The following is an 18,401-nucleotide window of genomic DNA, read 5'->3' as shown; positions in this document are numbered from 1 at the left end:
ATATCCACATTCTTTACAAAAAAAAGCTGTATTCTTTGCCTTTGCCATATATCCCCCCTAAAAAAGGCTGCCACAACATATAAATGTGTAGCAGCCCTGTAAAATCAAAATACTTTTAATTATAATCAAGCCTTCTTAATATCTACTTTAACAGGCTTCTCACCATCAAATTCAACTGAAAGAACAAGCTTACCACCCATATTAGTAGCCATTGTTCCTGCATCTTTATCGTTAATTCTGATATCATATGATGTACCTTCTTCAAGACCTAATGTAATCTGTGCATCCTCATTACCTTCTACCCTAAATGATACACTTGTATCTGTTGCCTTAAAATCATTAACAGCTGTACCCGGAACAGATTCATATACAAAAGAGCCGTTCTTCTCAAGCTTTGTGATTTCGTTAAATGTCTTAACCTTGTATGTATCTCCACAATGTTCGAAATCTGGTAGCTTTGACTTGGTATCCAACTTATAATTACCAAAACTGATTGCTCCATCCGCTTCTGAACGAATCAATTCATTTACTACTGGCATATTATTATCCTCCTATATGTTACGATATGTATGTACTGATTATACAATAAACTGACAAAAAGCGCCAGCAATTTGTCAGTTGTTTATTGTTTATTTATTAATTTATTTATTCATTCCTCTCTTGAGAGTAAAGTTAAGCTTATTGTCCTTTACAGTTATCTTCACTTTATTGCCAGCGTGGACTTTTCCCATAAGAATCCGCTCTGCAAGAACATCTTCAACCTCATTCTGGATTGTACGGCGTAATGGTCTTGCACCATATTTAGAATCATAACCCTTATCGACAAGCCACTGTCTAGCTGCATCATCAAGCTCTATTGATAATTTCATCTGTTCCATAATACGCTTATTGACATTGGCAATCATTATATCGACAATCTGTGCTATCTGCTCTTTTCCAAGAACATGGAATACAACTATATCATCTATTCGGTTAATGAATTCTGGCTTGAATATTCTCTTAACCTCGTCCATAACCTTGCCCTTCATCTCCTCATGATTCTGCTGCTCAGTCATTCCTGACGAGAATCCCAGTGATTTAGGCGATACAATATTTTCAGCTCCAGCATTGCTAGTCATTATAATTATAGTATTCTTGAAATCTATAACTCTGCCTGTTGAATCAGTGATATGCCCGTCGTCAAGCACCTGTAAAAGTACATTAAATACATCCGGGTGAGCTTTCTCAACTTCATCAAAAAGAATTACAGAGTATGGATTTCTTCTTACTTTCTCACTAAGCTGTCCTCCCTCATCATATCCTACATATCCTGGAGGTGAACCTATAAGCTTTGACACTGTATGCTTCTCCATAAATTCTGACATATCAACTCTTATAAGAGAATTCTCTGTACCAAACATTGCATCTGCCAGTGCCTTTGAAAGTTCTGTTTTTCCAACACCTGTAGGTCCTAAGAAAAGGAATGAGCCAATTGGTCTGTCAGGATCTTTAAGTCCCACTCTTCCTCTTCGTATTGCCTTAGCAACAGCTGCAACAGCCTCGTCCTGTCCTATAACCCTGTTGTGTAAAGTTTCTTCCAGTTTCATAAGACGCTCAGACTCTGCCTGTGCAATTCTCTGTACAGGAATCTTTGTCCATGTCGATACAACAGAAGCAATCTCATCTTCATCGACAATAAGATTATTCTTATTGATACTATCCTGCCACTGCTTTGTCATCTTTTCAAGCTGTTCTTTTTTCTTTAACTGTTTCTTCTTAATTTCACCAGCCTGCTCATAAGCTTCTGACTTTATTGCTTCTTCCTTATCCTTGGTAAGCTGTTCTATCTGTGCCTCTAATGTCTTAATCTCATCAGGCATTACATATGCATCAAGCCTTGTCTTAGAAGATGCTTCATCAATAAGATCAATAGCCTTATCAGGAAGGAATCTGTCATTGATATATCTCTTAGATAACTTAACAGCTGCAACTACTGCCTCATCTGTAATTGTAACATGATGATGCTCTTCATACCTGCCCTTAAGGCCTCTTAATATCTGAATTGCCTCTTCTGCCGTAGGTTCTTCAACCTTAACAGGCTGGAATCTTCTCTCAAGAGCAGCATCCTTCTCAATATGTTTTCTATACTCCTCAAGAGTTGTAGCACCAATAAGCTGGATTTCTCCTCTTGCAAGAGATGGTTTTAATATATTAGACGCATCTATTGCTCCCTCTGCTCCTCCTGCACCTATTATTGTGTGAATCTCATCCAGAAAAAGTAATACATTTCCAGCATTTTTAACCTCTGCTATTACCTTCTTGATTCTTTCCTCAAATTCACCCCTGTACTTAGAACCGGCAACCATACCTGACAAATCTAATGTCAGAAGACGCTTGTCCTTAATTGTCTCAGGCACATTTCCTTCAACTATTCTGGCTGCAAGTCCTTCTGCTATGGCAGTCTTACCAACTCCCGGTTCACCTATAAGGCAAGGATTATTCTTAGTTCTTCTGCTCAATATCTGAATAACCCTCTGAATCTCTTCTTCCCTGCCAATAACAGGGTCCAATCTGCCTTCTCTTGCCATCTGTGTAAGATCCCTGCTGTACTGGTCAAGAGTTGCTGTGCTTTTTTTATCATTTCCTCTTGGTCTTCCATTCTGGAAATCTTCTTTAACCCTGCCGGCATCTTCTCCCATAGCCATAAGAAGATCAACATACATCTTCTTGACAGGAACCCCTATAGTATTAAGAAGCCTTGAAGCTACGCTGTCTGTTTCTTTTATTATTGCTATTAAAATGTGTTCTGTTCCTATAAGCTCTGACTTAAATCTTGCTGCCTCTCGTGCTGCATTGTCGAGTATATGTCTAACCCTTGGAGTATATCCTGATGGTTCTTTAACATTAACTACACTATCTGGTGCTATAAGCTGGCAAACAAGATTAATTATCTTCTCATCCGTAATATCATTGCTAAGAAGAACTGAAGATGCAAGTCCGCCCTCCGCTTTGATAAGTCCTATAAGAAGATGCTCTGAACCTATATAACCATGACCTAACATAGCCGCTGTATCTGCCGCATAATTAAGTGCCTCCTGCGCTTTGCTGGTAAATCTGCTCTGCATATCTATAACCCTTTCTATGATTGATTTCGTAAATATCTGTTAATGTATTGTTGGAAGATGTTCTCTTATAAAATCAGCTCGTGACACTTCCAGTTCCTCTTCATCCATATCCTTGTTAGAAATCATAAGAAGATTTGCCGGATGAATTCCAATCATAAGCTGATATATATTACTCTCATCAAATCCGTCAGCCTTAATAAGCCCTGATGCAAGTCCGAATCTTATCTGGGAAAGCAGCAGCTCTCCATCATTAAGTGTAACCTTTCTGGCATATTTTAACACACCATATGACCTGTACACCATATCAAGTGCTGTCATTTTTCTTTTTGTAATATACTGCTTCCTGTAATTTCTTTCCTGTGCAATAATCTGTTCTGCTATATTATCCAGATTGTCAATTATATCTTTCTCACTCTTTCCAAGTGTTACCAGATTAGTAAGCTGGTATATATCACCTAAAGCTCTGTTATTGTCACCCTCCATTGCTTTTAGCACAAGTCCGAATCTTCCAACCTCAGGAATCAGCCCTGATATTTTATCATTTCCTGCAAGTGCTGGCAAATGTAGCATATAACTTGCTCTCATTCCTGTACCTGCATTAGATGGAAGGGTTGTAAGATAGCCAAACTTCTGATCATACGAATAGTCAAGTACATCTCCGATAACATCATCCATCTTATCAGCCAGTGTATACGCTTTCTGCATATTCATTCCAGCAGCAAATGCCTGTATTCTTATATGATCCTCTTCATTAATCATTATTGACACATCTTCATCAGGTGCAACAAATCCTGCTGCGTAATCCTGCTTTTCAAGATACGGACTTATAACATGTCTCTCCCTCATGCCCATCTTCTGATAAGCATCAAGATAGTCAAAATTATATGAATTATAACCGCTTATTGGCGACACTGTCTTTAACTGGTCAGTAACATTTTTTACCAGCTTTTTAGCATCTGTGTCTGACATCTTGTAAGAAAAATTATATCCATTAATATTACGGGCAAGCCTTACTCTGCTTGATATAACAACATCAGAGTTATTGCCGCCCTCTTCAAACCATCTAAGCATCGTGACCGCCTCCCTGTGTTGAATCATCCGTATTATCCATTTTCTTTAACTGGTGAATCATGTCCCTTAATCTGGCTGCCTCTTCATAATTCTCTATCTCAACAGCCTCTCTTAACTTTATCCCCAGTTCCCTGATACGACTTTCATAATCATCATTTTCATCCTGCATGACTGGCAGAGTATCTGTCTCATTATTTCCATCAGACAGCCCTGAGTACTTCTTATATATCTTTCCCCTATGAACTGAATCTCCATGCAGTCTTTTCATATTATCCTCAATAAGAGGTCCAAATACCCCATAGCACTCAGCACAACCAAATTTACCAACCATAGTAAATTCATCAAATGTCATTCCACAACCAGGGCATCTGATATGCATCATAGGACCATCTTCCACCTGGGCTGAATTACCAGCCAGCAGACCCGTCAGAAGCCTTACAAATGGAAACTCCGCATCTGAACTGTCTGACATTCCTGCAAAATTAAGCCTTCTTGCACAATCCATGCATATATGGTGTTCCTTCTTAACTCCGTTAATTATTTCTGTATAATGAATTGAAGCTTCATTCTGATGACAATTCTCACAAAGCATATTATTCCTTTCCAGTCAGGAATCACATTCCTGCTTTATTCAAATACTCTCATCTTAGTTAAAGCATAGTAAGGACCAAAATATGTTATTAATGCAACCATAAAGGCTATTACCAGTGCCAGAACATTAGATGATGTAAGTGTATACATTCCCTTATATGAAAGCCATGTAAACACGCCCATTACAAGTGCCGATATACCTGGTTTTGCAAATACACTTATATACGGCATCGTATAATCAATCTCTTGATATAAGGTTCTTAGATTAAGTATAAATATTAATATTGGAAATGTTGCATTACCTATAACCACTGCATATATTCCTAGTGCTGAGAACTTAAGAAGCACGAATACCAGCACAATATGAACAGCAAGTGATATAGATGAATGAATCATTGGTACATTTACACGGTCAATTCCCTGCAGTGCTGTACTTGTAACTGTAGAGAGTGTATAGAATACTACCGCAATCGCACCTATTTTTAACATCATTCCACCCTGAACGCTGTTATAGCGGGAAAATAACAGCTTTATTATAGGCTGACCTATAATAAACAGCCCTACAAATGATGGAACAGCAATAAACATGTTAGTCTTTAATGTCTTAGTAATCTTATCATATATAGAATCATAATCCCTGTCTGTAAATGATGCAACAACGCTAGGCAGCATCGAAGCAGACATTGCAGATGCAACCCCCTGTGGAATTCCTATAAGCAGGCTGTAGCTTGAACTGAAATTACCAAGATCCATAGATATGCTCTTAGTAACATCTCTTCCAACCATTATATTGCTAAACATTACATCGTCTATCAAAGCACTTATCTGATAAAATGTCTGTCCAAGTATAATTGGTATCATTGTATATATGATTATCTTACAAATCTGCCCTGTGCTCTGGTTCTCTGTATGTCTGTCTTTTCTTTTCAGTCTGTTAAATGTCGGTGTATATATCGCATACAAAAATCCCATGAATAAAACAGCCGTAAGCGCTCCCATAGCAGTACCAAGCGTACTTCCTGCAGCGCCATATGCTGCCACATCAGGTGATGAAGCAAATGCTTTCATCATTCCATATCCTGCTGCAATACTAACAATCGCATTAACAATCTGCTCAAGTATCTGCGATACGGCAGTTGGAATCATTGTACTCTGTCCCTGAAAGAATCCTCTTATAACCCCAAGAATTGCAACAAGGAATATTGTCGGTGCAAGAATCCTTAATGGAACCGCAAGTCCCGGAAGCCCTCCTCCATATATAACATTCTCTATAAATGAAGCGCCAAAAAATACAAGAAGTGCTGCGATACCTCCTGTACACACTGCAACCATTAAAGAACATCTTAATACTTTAGCAGCACTTTTATATCTTTTCTTTGTAAATCTTGCTGACACAAGCTTTGATACAGCCATTGGCAGTCCGTACGAAGACAACACAAGCATTATATTATATATGTTGAAAGCAGCTCCATATATACCATTGCCTTCACTTCCTATAATGTTAACTACAGGAATTCTGTAAAGCATGCCTATTATCCTGACAAGAATACCTGCAATTGCGAGAATACTTCCATGAACTATAAAATTACGTTTATTAGACTCCGACATATTCATCTCCAAATCTTATGTAATAATTGTTTTCGAATTAGATTTTACATCTTATATACAATAAAATCCATAAATTTTTTGTTAAAAAAGCCGTTCCAACCACATACGATTAGAACGGCTTATATTTTTATATTAATTAATTAAGAAATCAGCCAGCATCCATGTACCATTCTGTTTTACAAATGTATATGTAAGCGATGTCTTATATGTTGTATTACCTGTCTTGTAATCAACATAAAGGTCATAATATACATCACATGAGAAACATTTGTCTGAATACTTTCTGAAATTAGTAATAGATTCATTGTTGAACTGATAAGTATATGACTTACCCCACAGGTATGCCCATATAGCTGGAATGTCACTTACATATTCAGCCGCAGTACCAACCATATAGCTTGAAAGCTTAGAAAGACTTCCCCTGTTGATAATATAAGCTCCGTACTGCTCCGCTATTGTATATATCCTAGATTCCATACTTTTATACAATTCATCGTCCGACGGATAGTAAATTGTATATCCTGTCTTCTTGTCATAATCAACTGTCAGATCCTTACCATTAAGCTTTGCTGTTATATCCGGCTGTGCTATAAGCTGTCCTACATCATACACATCATTAGTTGGTACCGTAACATAATCAGACACATGCAGACAAGGTGCAAACTTAACTTCTGACTCTGTCTTGTATGTATCAGTAACCTGTACTCCATTAATATAAACATCAGCACCTGTTGGAGCTGTTATTTTAACTTCTGCAAGGTTCTTTGTAAAATCTCCAAAAGAAACAGTTCCAAGAGTCCATTTATTAAATTTATGTGCATTCTTTCCTGCTGATTTAAGTTCAACCTTTGCTATCGGCGTATCACCCGCATATACTACATACACAGGAGTTTTTTCAGAATATTCACCAGCCTTCTTCTTATATGATACTGTACCGTCATTTAACTTATCCGTAAAATATGATGTTATTGTATCATTTGTTTCAAACTCATTTACTTTCACACTATTATCTGATAAAAGCTTTCCAATACCATCAGGAGTAAACTGATTCACAATCTTATCCATTGCTCCTGACGGCATTCCCTCTTCATAATCTTTTAAAAGACTATGAAGCATAATTAATGTAATCACACCTGCAAGAAGAAGAATTCCACAGTATATACATAAGAATTTTTTAAAATTTGAAAGCTTCTTTTTTCTTTTATTATTTCTTGGCATACTACTCTCCTCCTTACTTAATTAAAAATGCTGTCGGACAGCTTCTTGGGCCTGTTGGTGAATATGGTACATTTATTACTTCCCCATCATAATACATCTGTGTTGATGTTCCACCGTCCATTGTAGATGCATTTACAGCTCCATACTGTGCCATAATATCCTGTAGGTCTGAAAATGTAGCACCTATACTGTTAGGCTGTCTTCCATCTACTGCAAGAAGAAGAATCTTTCCATCTGCTGTCTGTCCTATGGCAGTTCTTGGATTAGTTCCCCCTGCAATACCAACAATATCCTGAGCCTCTCCATTAACAATAAGAAATGGACCAATATGATTGCTTATGCTTACGCAGTCTCTTATATTAAGTTCCTTTGCCTTTGCAGCATTCATATTACCAAGAACAAGCTTATTATCAAATGTAATTCCGGTAACATGAGATGTTCCGCCATTATCATTAAGAATCTCTCCGTCTTTCATTACAAGACCAATCGGCATTGCTGTATAAGTTGTTTCCCCATCAACAAATTCTCCGCCATTAACTCCGCCGATTGCATCATATCTCTTTGCAATATCTGCAACAACCATTCCATTTCCATTGGTAAATTCAGGAACTGTTCCCACAAATAATCTGCTTGGATCTTTTACAATCATGAGTTTTCCAGAATATGTAGCGCCCTTTACGTCCACAATCTCAATATCAGGAGTTTCTGGATCCTGGGCTGCTGTATCAATATTTACAAGTCCCGCATCTGTTATCTCATCTGTATCTTTAATTGCGTTATTGGCCTTAATCTGGTCTATCTCATCCTGAGAGCAGAACCAGTTAGCAAGAAATCCTATTGCACTTGTCTCCTGTACAGAAAGTACAAACTGAATCTTTGCTGTCTTAGATGGTCCATACACAAGCATTGCCATAACAGCATACAGAAATATCACCAGAATAAGAATAGTTGACAAAAGTGTCGCACCGACTCTTCCTGCCCATACAAGAACTGGATTCTTCTTTTTATTTTTATTTCTTCTATTAGATGTATTGCCACCCTGTGGCTTATCGTTACCATACGACTTTTCATCTTCATAGCTGTCATCTAAAACATCAAACGGATCAAAATCATCAATATCTTCAAGTTCAAAATCATCAACGATATCTATATCGTCAATATTATTCTTTCTTTTTGCCACTATAACTTCCTCCTAAACCGTTACTTAAAAACCCATCTTTTCTGAATCTGATAACTTACAAAGAACAATGCAAGATCAATTATTATCTTGGCAATTCCTGAAAGCACAATGCTTAATGCCAGCAGCTTTGTAGCAATATACACCAAAGCATAAGAACAAGCAAGCTGACAGAACCATAAAATGTAATATCTTACCACCGTCTGTTTAAGACCGGACTGTGATTTAAATACTGCATTTCTGTTAAGCGAGAAATTAAAAACTGATGAAAGCACTCTTGCCGCTGCTGTACTTATGAATATTCTTAAGCTGACTGTAAGCCCTATAAGCACAAATTCAAGCACATTAAATATTATATTATCTATAGCCCACGAAGCAATAGAGCTTCCTACATATTTCATGCCTGTGCTTTTAAATAAATATTTAAATATCACTTTGTATATCTTAATTGAATCTTTGACAGGATTAAAATGTGATGATGAATTATCTTCTATGTACACAGTTTCTATCGATTCTTCCTGAAATCCAATATTATACTTTTTGAAAGCAAGCAGCATATTAGTCTCATACTCAAATCGTTCGCCTTCTACCTTGTCAAATGTCTCAAGGTACTTGTAAGGTATTGCTCTTAAGCCGGTCTGTGTGTCCGAAATATTCAATCTGCAAAGCACCTTAAATACTCCACTAGTCATATTATTGCCAAATTTACTTCTTGCCGGTACATCATCACCAGTAAAATCCCTTACGCCTAAAACGACATTTCCTGTACTGACCATAGTTTCACTGCATTTCTTAATATCTTTGGCACGATGCTGATTATCACCATCTACTGTCACAACTCCATCAATATCTTTTCTATTCTCAAGGCAGAATTCAAATGCAGTCTTCAAGCCTCTTCCTTTTCCCTTGTTAACTTCATGTGTAAGAATTGTACATTCACTATGTGCTGCTACTTCATTAAAAGGAGCCATATGTTCCTCATCACTTCCATCATTAACAATAATGATGTCCTTAAAGCCTTCTTCAAGTAAAGCATCAACTACAGCTACAAGCTTATTATCAGGATTCAGTGAAGGTATAATAACCGATACTTTCATAATATTCATCCCACTCTTTGCTAATATTTATAGTGCTTTTCCATTTAAACGCACTATATTTAGAATATAATAATTTCCTAAAGATTGCAATAAAATTTTCATATACTGTGTAACAGGGTCATGCTGTAAGCCATAATATTGTATTGTAGATTAATTTTGGAGGACTTTTACATGAGTGATTTAGCAGCAACAAACTGCGGAGGATGCGGCGGATGTGGAGATAACTGCAATTCTATTGTATGGATTATCATTCTCCTTCTCCTCTTTGACGGAAATAACGGATGTGGATGCAACAATGGTTATGGAAATGGTTGCAATTCCTTCTGGATTATAATTCTCCTCTTCTTATGCTGTGGCTGTGGCAATGGAACTAACTTCCTCAATGGCTTTGGTTGCGGATGCAACAGCGGATGTGGATGCAACAGTGGATGCGGATGCCAGTAATTATTTAATATGGGGCTGCCTTAAACGGCAGCCCTTATATATTAATTATTATTTCGTTCCATCATACATTTTCCATCTATTTCATATATGGTATTCTCTTCTTCAACAAGTATATTGCCATTGTCCTGAACATCCATATTAATTACCATATCATAATTCCTTTTTTATATATTATATGGGCTTATTTATTAATTGCTAAGACTTATAGGAATAATTAAGACATATAACCTAATATATATAGAATAAAATATTCCGCCGAGAGTTCACATGAAAGAACTTCCCATAACAGAATTTGATATGCAGACACTGCCACAATTCATACAGCTTGCCAAAGCAATTCTTCCTTTTATGGAATTTAATACCCAGCAGACACTCAGTCCTCTGCTCCGTGCATATGAATTTTCATGTACAATGAACTATTACAGCCGCCCGGAAAGCCTTCGTATTGCGGCATGTTCTGCAAAGCCCCACCTTTCTTTAAACAGTTCCATACAGGATATACTTTCAGATGAAAATATCATGAATGTTATTCTTACTTACTGTCCAGACAATCTCCGGAATATTCTGAGTAATTTTAAGAACTATAATAAAATGTCCGATTTGTTCAACATTTTAAATCGTGATCAGAATGGCAGTAATAGTTTTCTTAATCCTGCCCAGCAAAAAATGTATGAAGCTTATACAGAACAGTTAAACAATCTTAATCTTTAATATTTGGAGGATTTTATGTCAGAATTAGATTTTAGAAAGCAGCTTCTTCTCAACGAATTCAAGACTTTATCCCAGGGAAAGAAAAATGATGAAATCATCCCTCTTCTGTTTGCAATCAATGATAAAGCTAAGAAATCCGGTATAACCTTCACAAAAGAAGATTGTCAGTTAGTCATCAACAGTATGTCTGGGCAGCTAAGCGAAAAAGAGCTCAGGCTTCTGCCTGAGCTTCTCTCTCTTCTTAATATGAATTAATATTTTATTATTCTTAATTACTTTGCAACAATATTAACAATTCTTCCCGGTACATATATTTCTTTAATAATGTTACCAGAAAGCCTGCTTCCAAGTGCTTCCTTAGCTGCAGCAATTACACTGTCCTTGTCAGCATCCTTTGCAATATTGATAGTAGCCTTAGTCTTTCCATTAATCTGGACTGCTATCTCAACCATTGACTCAACTGTCTTAGCTTCATCGTATTCAGGCCATGTCTGCTGATATACTCTTCCGTTCTCGCCGATTGCTTCCCACATCTCTTCTGTAATGTGTGGAGCAACCGGATTAAGTAAGATAAGGTATGTCTTGAGTTCTCCCTTAGTAATCTTACCTGCCTTGCTGAAATCATTGAGCATAGTCATGAGCTGTGCAATAGCTGTATTGTATTTCAGATTCTCATAATCAAATGAAACTTTCTTAATTGTCTGATGCATCTTTGTCTCAAATTCCTTAGAGAAACCTTCCTCATCAGTCATTATATCCTGAAGCTTCCATACTCTGTCTAAGAATCTGCGGCAGCCCTTAACGCCATCCTCTGACCATGAAGCTGCTGCGTCAAATGCACCGATAAACATCTCGTATGTTCTTAATGTATCTGCACCATAATCTCTTACGATATCATCAGGATTAACAACATTGCCTCTTGACTTACTCATCTTCTCGCCGTTCTCACCTAGAATCATACCGTGGGATGTTCTCTTCTGATATGGCTCTGGGCAAGGTACAACCTTCTGGTCGTAAAGGAATCTGTGCCAGAATCTTGAATAGAGTAAGTGTAATGTTGTATGCTCCATTCCTCCATTATACCAGTCTACCGGAAGCCAGTACTTAAGTGCTTCCTGACTTGCGAGTGTCTCTGTGTTATGTGGATCTGTATATCTTAAGAAATACCATGATGATCCAGCCCACTGAGGCATTGTATCAGTCTCTCTCTTAGCTGGTCCGCCACAGCATGGGCATGTTGTATTAACCCAGTCTGTCATGGCTGCAAGAGGTGATTCTCCATTATCTGTAGGCATATAACTTTCTACCTCTGGAAGAAGTAATGGAAGTTCGCTCTCATCAACTGGAACATAGCCACATTTGTCACAATGAACAATTGGAATAGGCTCTCCCCAGTATCTCTGACGAGAGAATACCCAGTCACGGAGCTTATAATTAACCTTTGCATTACCAATTCCCTTTTCTGTAAGGAATTCAATCATCTTTTCCTTAGCTTCTTTAACTTCAAGTCCGTTAATGAAATCCGAATTAATAAGAACACCTGTTGCTACATCTGTAAATGCTGCCTCATTAACATCAACTTCTTCACCGTTCTTTGCTACAACCTGAATGATAGGAAGGTTAAATTTCTTGGCAAACTCCCAGTCTCTTTCATCGTGAGCAGGAACAGCCATGATAGCACCTGTACCATAGCTCATAAGTACATAATCTGATACCCAGATTGGAACTTCCTTGCCATTAACCGGATTAACTGCCTTAAGTCCGTCAATCTCTACACCTGTCTTATCCTTTGCAAGCTCTGCTCTCTCGAAATCTGACTTTCTTGAAGCCTGCTCTCTATAGCTTTCTATTTCATCCCAGTTCTTAATCTCATCCTTATACTTATCAAGATATGGATGCTCTGGTGATACAACCATATAAGTAACACCGAAAAGTGTATCGCATCTTGTTGTATATATTCTTAACTTATCTTCCTTACCAGCAATTGCAAAATCAACCTCAGCACCTGTAGAACGTCCAATCCAGTTCTTCTGCTGTGTCTTAACTCTCTCGATATAATCGACATGGTCAAGTCCTTCTATAAGCTTATCTGCATAATCAGTAATCTTAAGCATCCACTCACTCTTGACCTTACGGACAACAGGTGAACCACATCTTTCACATACACCATTAACTACTTCTTCATTAGCAAGACCTACCTTACATGAAGTACACCAGTTGATAGGCATCTCCTGCTTATATGCAAGTCCAGCCTTAAAAAGCTTAAGGAAAATCCACTGAGTCCACTTATAATAATCAGGATCTGTAGTATTAATCTCTCTGTCCCAGTCAAATGAATAACCAATTGACTGAAGCTGTTCCTTAAAATGATCTATATTATTCTTAGTAACTATCTTAGGGTGAATCTTGTTCTTAATAGCATAGTTCTCTGTTGGAAGACCAAATGCATCCCAACCCATTGGATATAAAACATTATATCCCTGCATTCTTCTCTTTCTTGCTACGATATCAAGCGCTGTATATGGTCTTGGATGACCTACATGAAGCCCCTGTCCTGATGGATATGGGAACTCCACAAGTGCATAATACTTTGGTTTTGAATAATCATTAGTTGCAGCAAAGGCTTTTTCATCCTGCCATATCTGCTGCCACTTCTTTTCAACTGTTTTGTGGTTATATACTGCCGACATAACACATTCCTCCTTAAAAACGCATAAAAACATTCTACACACATCACTTTAATTTGTCAATTAAATAGCCGCCTTTACATTATCGCTTTAAAGTGTTAAAATACCACTATTCACATGAATATTAATATTTCTTACATGGAGGTTATAACATATGAAGACAAAGGTTGGATTCATAGGTTTCGGACTCATTGCAGGAGCCTTAGCCCATGCCCTTAAAGAAAGTGGCAGGGATTATCATATAACTGCCACAAGCAGACATCTAGAACCGGTTAAAGCCGCGGTTGCTGATGGTATTGTTGATGTTGCCGCACCTGCGGTAGATGAAACATTTACACAGTGTGACATAATCCTGTTATGCACACCTGTAATTACTATCACAGAATATCTTACAAAATTAAAAGCCATTGCCAATCCGGACTGCATAATTACTGACGTTGGGAGTGTCAAGACTATCATACATGAAGCAGCAGATTCATTAGGACTTAATGACCGCTTTATTGGTGGACATCCTATGGCCGGCTCCGAAAAAACAGGTTATGAAAATTCAAGTTCATCAATTATAAAAGGTGCAAGGTACATAATCACACCGACCAAAGAAACCAAGCCTGAAAAAATCGAATTCATGAAACAATTTGCATCAGATGTTGGCATGAACCCTATTGTCATGGACTATCATGTACACGATAAATCAGTAGCCGCCATAAGCCATGTTCCACATCTTTTATCAACTGCACTCGTTCATGTAGTATCAGATAATGATGACGAAGAAAAGCATATGCAGTTACTTGCCGCAGGTTGCTTTCGTGACATGTCAAGAGTTGCAGCTTCTTCTCCTGAAATGTGGGAACAGATATGTTTGACTAACAGCTCTGCAATCAGCAACATTCTTGAACAGTATATTGAAATGCTTGAAACAATTAAAGATAACATCAATAAAAAGACCCCAGGCTATGTCGCAAGTCTTTTTGAGATGTCCCGTGAATACAGAAATTCACTTGAAAGCAGACACCCAGAGCACTAAGCCCTGGGTGTTTTTATTTACAATCATCACACCTTGAAACATCCTCCGCCTACGAATTCCCGTAATATAGAATCGATTGGTACGTTCTCGTAGCCGCATGGAAGGAAATAGTTCATGAACTTAAGCAGCCTGTTTGCTTCCTGATATTCAGGGTCAGCTTCTGTTACCTGGAAAAGTATAGGCTCAACGAATGGTTTTAATACACATGGTTCATATGGCATTGCTGAGTTAAACATAACATCCGCCTGCTCCTGGAATGGGAAGATGTTCTTCTCTTCGCCTCTTCTTACAGACTCCCACATTGAAAGAGTCTTCTTTGCAGATGCTCCTCTTGTCCTGTAATCTCTTACAAGCCTTCTTAAAAGTCTTCCATCTGTAGTTGATACCCTGTTATGTTCATCTACATTAAGCTGTGTAAGTGCACTGATATATATCTTGAACTTACTATCTATTGGAAGTGAATATGATAATTCATCATTAAGGCAATGGATTCCTTCTATTACAAGAACATCCTCTTCCCCTAACTGTAAGAAATTACCGTTATATTCCTTTCTTCCGAACTTAAAGTTAAATTCCGGCAGCTCCACTTTTTCTCCGTTAAGAAGTCTGGTCATATGCTTATTAAAAAGTTCAATGTCTACTGCATGAAGGTCTTCATAATTGTAATCACCATTCTCATCAATAGGTGTCTGCTCTCTTTCAACAAAGTAATTATCGACAGCAATTGGGTGTGGCTTATATCCATTAGCCATAAGCTGAATTGATAATCTATGTGAAAATGTTGTCTTTCCTGAAGAAGATGGACCAGCTATCATGATGAATTTAGTATGCGGTCTTTTCTTTATCTCATCAACTATCTCAACAATTTTCTGTTCCTGAAGTGCCTCCTGCGTAAGCATAAAAGAAGTCATATCCCCATTAGTTATATGGTCATTAAGTTCTCCAACCGTAGACATGCCAAGCATCTTTGCCCAGCTTGTGCTTTCCTTTAACACATTAAACAGCTTTGTTTGTGGATTAAATTCAGGAACTTCAAGAGGTGCGTTCTTAACCGGAAGCTGTAACACTATTCCCTCGTCATACAGGAATATGTCAAATACCCCAAGCATGCCTGTAGAAGATGCCATATATCCGTAGAAATAATCTTTGTAGCCATTCAGGTCATACACATTAACAAATGAACTTCTTCTGTATTTGAACAGTGATGTCTTATCTGTCATTCCTTTTTCTTTAAAAAGATTCATAGCATCAGATATCTTCATCAGCTCTTTCTTGATTGGAAGATCCTTCTCAACCATACTGTACATAACTGACTTAACTTCATCTATAAACTCTTTGTCGGGTCTGAAGTCTCCATCAAATGTACAGTACAATCCCTTACTTAAAGAATATTCAACAACAACTCTGTCAATATTCCTGTGTATCTTATCTATGGCTGCAAGCATAAGAAGAACCACGCTTCTTCTGTATGTCTCATTACCTATTGATGTCGAAGTTGTAACAAATGTAACATCACTATCAGGGATATATTCTTCTCCAAGTTCTTTAAGCTTACCATTAACATTAGCGAGTATAATCTCATCCTTATATTCGTTCTGCTTCTCTGCTGCAAGCTGTGCCAGTGTCATTCCCATAGCATCCTCCTCTTACGCATCAGTCATAATATGACAATGCATCCATAATTATATTATTCTTCTGCGAAAGCTGCTGTAATCTTAACTTAACCGTAGGATTACTCTCATCTTTCTTAAGACTGTTACTTATCCCATCATTAGTCTCTTTCTCTTTTATAAGATATTCATAAAGAGTCTTATCTTTGTTCTCTAAAAGCTTCCATCCGTACTGATATTGCGTCTCACTGTATTCAGAATAAACATTTTCGTCTGACTTTCTGCATTTGATAATAAAATAATACTTACCGTCTTCCTTAAGCATCTTCTCATCATCAACAACCAATCTCTGTGAAACAAGAAAATGTCTGAAATCTCCTACTTCTGACTGCGGTGATACTATAAGTGTTGTATTCCGGGTAATAACATTCATTCCCTTAGTTACAATATCAGCTATAAGCCTGCCACCCATACCACATATGGTTATAATATCAGCTTCATTCTCTGAAAGCTTTTCCAATCCGTCTGAAAGTCTTGTCTGTATTCTGTCCTCTAAACAATTATCACATATATGCTTCTTTGCTTTTTCGAGCGGACCTTTTCTTAAATCCATCGCAATAGCAGACGGAGCTATTCCTTCCTGCACAAGATATATAGGAAGATAGCCGTGGTCTGTACCTATGTCAGCCACGACTGCGCCCTTATTACACATATGTGCAACTGTTCTTAATCTGTCCGATATTCTTACCATAGCTTAATCCTAATCAAGATAATCTCTTAACTTACGGCTGCGGCTTGGGTGTCTTAACTTTCTTAATGCCTTGGCTTCAATCTGTCTGATACGTTCTCTTGTTACATTGAATTCTTTACCAACTTCCTCAAGAGTTCTTGCTCTTCCATCATCCATACCAAATCTTAATCTTAATACCTTCTGCTCTCTTTCTGTAAGAGTTCCAAGTACTTCAACAAGCTGTTCCTTAAGAAGTGTAGAAGCTGCTGCCTCTGCCGGAACAGGAACATTATCATCCTGAATGAAATCTCCAAGATGGCTATCTTCCTCTTCACCAATAGGTGTCTCAAGAGATACCGGTTCCTGCGAAATCTTCTGAATCTCTCTTACTCTCTCTACAGGAATATCCATATTCTCTGCAATCTCCTCTGGTGATGGTTCTCTTCCAAGTTCCTGAAGCAGCTGTCTCTGTACTCTTACAAGCTTGTTAATTGTCTCTACCATATGAACAGGAATTCTTATAGTACGGGCCTGGTCAGCTATAGCTCTTGTAATAGCCTGTCTGATCCACCATGTAGCGTATGTACTGAACTTGAATCCTTTTCTGTAATCGTATTTCTCAACAGCCTTTATAAGACCTAAGTTACCTTCCTGAATAAGATCAAGGAACTGCATACCACGTCCAACATAACGTTTTGCAATACTTACAACAAGTCTTAAGTTAGCTTCTGCAAGTCTTTTCTTGGCTTCCTCATCTCCTTCTTCCATTCTCTTGGCATATTCAATCTCTTCATCAGCACTAAGAAGAGGTACTTTACCTATCTCCTTCAGATACATTCTTACTGGATCATCAAGACCGATTCCATCAGGAACAGAAAGATCTATCTTCTCAATATCAATCTCATCTTCATCATCAAGAATAATATCCTCATCTTCATCAGGTACATCATTCATTCTTACATCTACTTTTTTTAGCTCAAGAATTTCAAATACCTTCTCCATTCTGTCAGCTTCAAAATCTGTATCCTGAAAATATGTCATAATTTCCTGATAATCAAGTACATTCTTTTTCTTCTTGGCTATTGCAAGAATACCCTCTATCTTCTCCCAGAATTTAGCTTCCTGTGCTTCTGCATCATCTGCGTCACTGTTTTCTGTCTCTTCTTTTACTTCTTCTTTAATCTCATCTTTCTTAGTTGTCTTCTTTGCTGCTGCTTTTTTTGCAGGAGTCTTCTTTTCTGTTGTCTTTTCTTCCTTAGTCTCCTTAACATTCTCTTCTAATGTTTCTACCATTTTCTTAGCCATTTCTCTTCTCCATTCTTCTTCGCG

The 18,401-nt window shown here is 37.7% G+C and carries 17 protein-coding genes (1 of these 17 running past the window's edge); 4 read left to right on the top strand and 13 right to left on the bottom strand.

Annotation, left to right across the window (positions count from 1 at the left end):
• The 9 genes from radA to EUBELI_RS03280 all read right to left on the bottom strand — a co-directional run.
• On the bottom strand, window positions 1–48 hold the beginning of the coding sequence (gene radA / locus EUBELI_RS03320; RefSeq protein ID WP_012738942.1) for a DNA repair protein RadA. The gene continues 1,332 nt to the left of window position 1, outside the view; the window shows 48 of its 1,380 coding nt (coding positions 1–48); its start codon is at window positions 46–48; the stop codon falls past the left edge of the window.
• A gap of 77 nt (window positions 49–125) precedes the next feature.
• Complete coding sequence (locus EUBELI_RS03315) at window positions 126–539, bottom strand: hypothetical protein (RefSeq protein ID WP_012738941.1); 414 nt, start codon at window positions 537–539, stop codon at window positions 126–128.
• 102 nt (window positions 540–641) lie between these two features.
• A complete protein-coding gene (locus EUBELI_RS03310; RefSeq protein WP_012738940.1) occupies window positions 642–3,104 on the bottom strand; it encodes an ATP-dependent Clp protease ATP-binding subunit in 2,463 nt (820 codons plus the stop codon).
• Window positions 3,105–3,143: 39 nt separating this feature from the next.
• Entirely contained in the window at window positions 3,144–4,175 is a 1,032-nt protein-coding gene (locus EUBELI_RS03305; protein ID WP_012738939.1) for a hypothetical protein, read from the bottom strand.
• Window positions 4,168–4,767, bottom strand: a complete 600-nt coding sequence (locus EUBELI_RS03300; protein ID WP_012738938.1) for a UvrB/UvrC motif-containing protein — start codon at window positions 4,765–4,767, stop codon at window positions 4,168–4,170. The genes EUBELI_RS03305 and EUBELI_RS03300 overlap by 8 nt, the downstream gene beginning before the upstream one ends.
• A gap of 35 nt (window positions 4,768–4,802) precedes the next feature.
• Window positions 4,803–6,374 carry a putative polysaccharide biosynthesis protein gene (locus EUBELI_RS03295; RefSeq protein ID WP_228003407.1) on the bottom strand — a complete coding sequence of 524 codons (1,572 nt, stop codon included), beginning with the start codon at window positions 6,372–6,374 and terminating at the stop codon, window positions 4,803–4,805.
• Window positions 6,375–6,506: 132 nt separating this feature from the next.
• Window positions 6,507–7,592: a hypothetical protein gene (locus EUBELI_RS03290; protein WP_012738936.1), complete on the bottom strand. Its 1,086-nt coding sequence runs from the start codon at window positions 7,590–7,592 to the stop codon at window positions 6,507–6,509.
• Window positions 7,593–7,605: 13 nt separating this feature from the next.
• Window positions 7,606–8,772: a phosphodiester glycosidase family protein gene (locus tag EUBELI_RS03285; RefSeq protein WP_012738935.1), complete on the bottom strand. Its 1,167-nt coding sequence runs from the start codon at window positions 8,770–8,772 to the stop codon at window positions 7,606–7,608.
• 20 nt (window positions 8,773–8,792) lie between these two features.
• Window positions 8,793–9,866, bottom strand: a complete 1,074-nt coding sequence (locus EUBELI_RS03280; RefSeq protein WP_041688001.1) for a glycosyltransferase — start codon at window positions 9,864–9,866, stop codon at window positions 8,793–8,795.
• A gap of 171 nt (window positions 9,867–10,037) precedes the next feature.
• Here EUBELI_RS03280 and EUBELI_RS03275 point away from each other — a divergent pair, with 171 nt between their 5' ends.
• From EUBELI_RS03275 to EUBELI_RS03265, 3 genes are all read left to right on the top strand, one after another.
• The gene (locus EUBELI_RS03275) at window positions 10,038–10,310 is read left to right on the top strand and encodes a hypothetical protein (protein ID WP_012738933.1); all 273 of its coding nucleotides are present in this window, start codon (window positions 10,038–10,040) and stop codon (window positions 10,308–10,310) included.
• Between the two features lie 267 nt (window positions 10,311–10,577).
• Complete coding sequence (locus EUBELI_RS03270) at window positions 10,578–11,021, top strand: hypothetical protein (protein ID WP_012738932.1); 444 nt, start codon at window positions 10,578–10,580, stop codon at window positions 11,019–11,021.
• 15 nt (window positions 11,022–11,036) lie between these two features.
• Window positions 11,037–11,276, top strand: coding sequence for a hypothetical protein (locus EUBELI_RS03265; RefSeq protein ID WP_012738931.1), 240 nt, complete (start codon window positions 11,037–11,039; stop codon window positions 11,274–11,276).
• A 17-nt stretch (window positions 11,277–11,293) separates the two neighbouring features.
• On the opposite strand, the gene leuS is transcribed toward EUBELI_RS03265, so the two are convergent.
• Window positions 11,294–13,711, bottom strand: coding sequence for a leucine--tRNA ligase (leuS, locus tag EUBELI_RS03260; RefSeq protein ID WP_041688000.1), 2,418 nt, complete (start codon window positions 13,709–13,711; stop codon window positions 11,294–11,296).
• Window positions 13,712–13,862: 151 nt separating this feature from the next.
• On the opposite strand from leuS, the gene EUBELI_RS03255 reads away from it, so the two are divergent.
• Entirely contained in the window at window positions 13,863–14,732 is an 870-nt protein-coding gene (locus EUBELI_RS03255; RefSeq protein ID WP_012738929.1) for a prephenate dehydrogenase, read from the top strand.
• Between the two features lie 26 nt (window positions 14,733–14,758).
• On the opposite strand, the gene EUBELI_RS03250 is transcribed toward EUBELI_RS03255, so the two are convergent.
• The 3 genes from EUBELI_RS03250 to rpoD are packed head-to-tail and all read right to left on the bottom strand — an operon-like array spanning window position 14,759 to window position 18,377.
• Window positions 14,759–16,366: a nucleoside kinase gene (locus EUBELI_RS03250; protein ID WP_012738928.1), complete on the bottom strand. Its 1,608-nt coding sequence runs from the start codon at window positions 16,364–16,366 to the stop codon at window positions 14,759–14,761.
• Between the two features lie 19 nt (window positions 16,367–16,385).
• Entirely contained in the window at window positions 16,386–17,093 is a 708-nt protein-coding gene (locus tag EUBELI_RS03245; protein ID WP_012738927.1) for a tRNA (adenine(22)-N(1))-methyltransferase, read from the bottom strand.
• A 9-nt stretch (window positions 17,094–17,102) separates the two neighbouring features.
• Window positions 17,103–18,377: an RNA polymerase sigma factor RpoD gene (rpoD, locus tag EUBELI_RS03240; RefSeq protein ID WP_228003408.1), complete on the bottom strand. Its 1,275-nt coding sequence runs from the start codon at window positions 18,375–18,377 to the stop codon at window positions 17,103–17,105.
• Window positions 18,378–18,401: the final 24 nt, after the last annotated feature.

The organism is [Eubacterium] eligens ATCC 27750, from assembly GCF_000146185.1.
Classification (GTDB): Bacteria; Bacillota; Clostridia; order Lachnospirales; family Lachnospiraceae; genus Lachnospira; species Lachnospira eligens.
The sequence above is the reverse complement of the archived record's forward strand: the minus strand, read 5'-3'. Positions and strand labels throughout refer to the sequence as shown.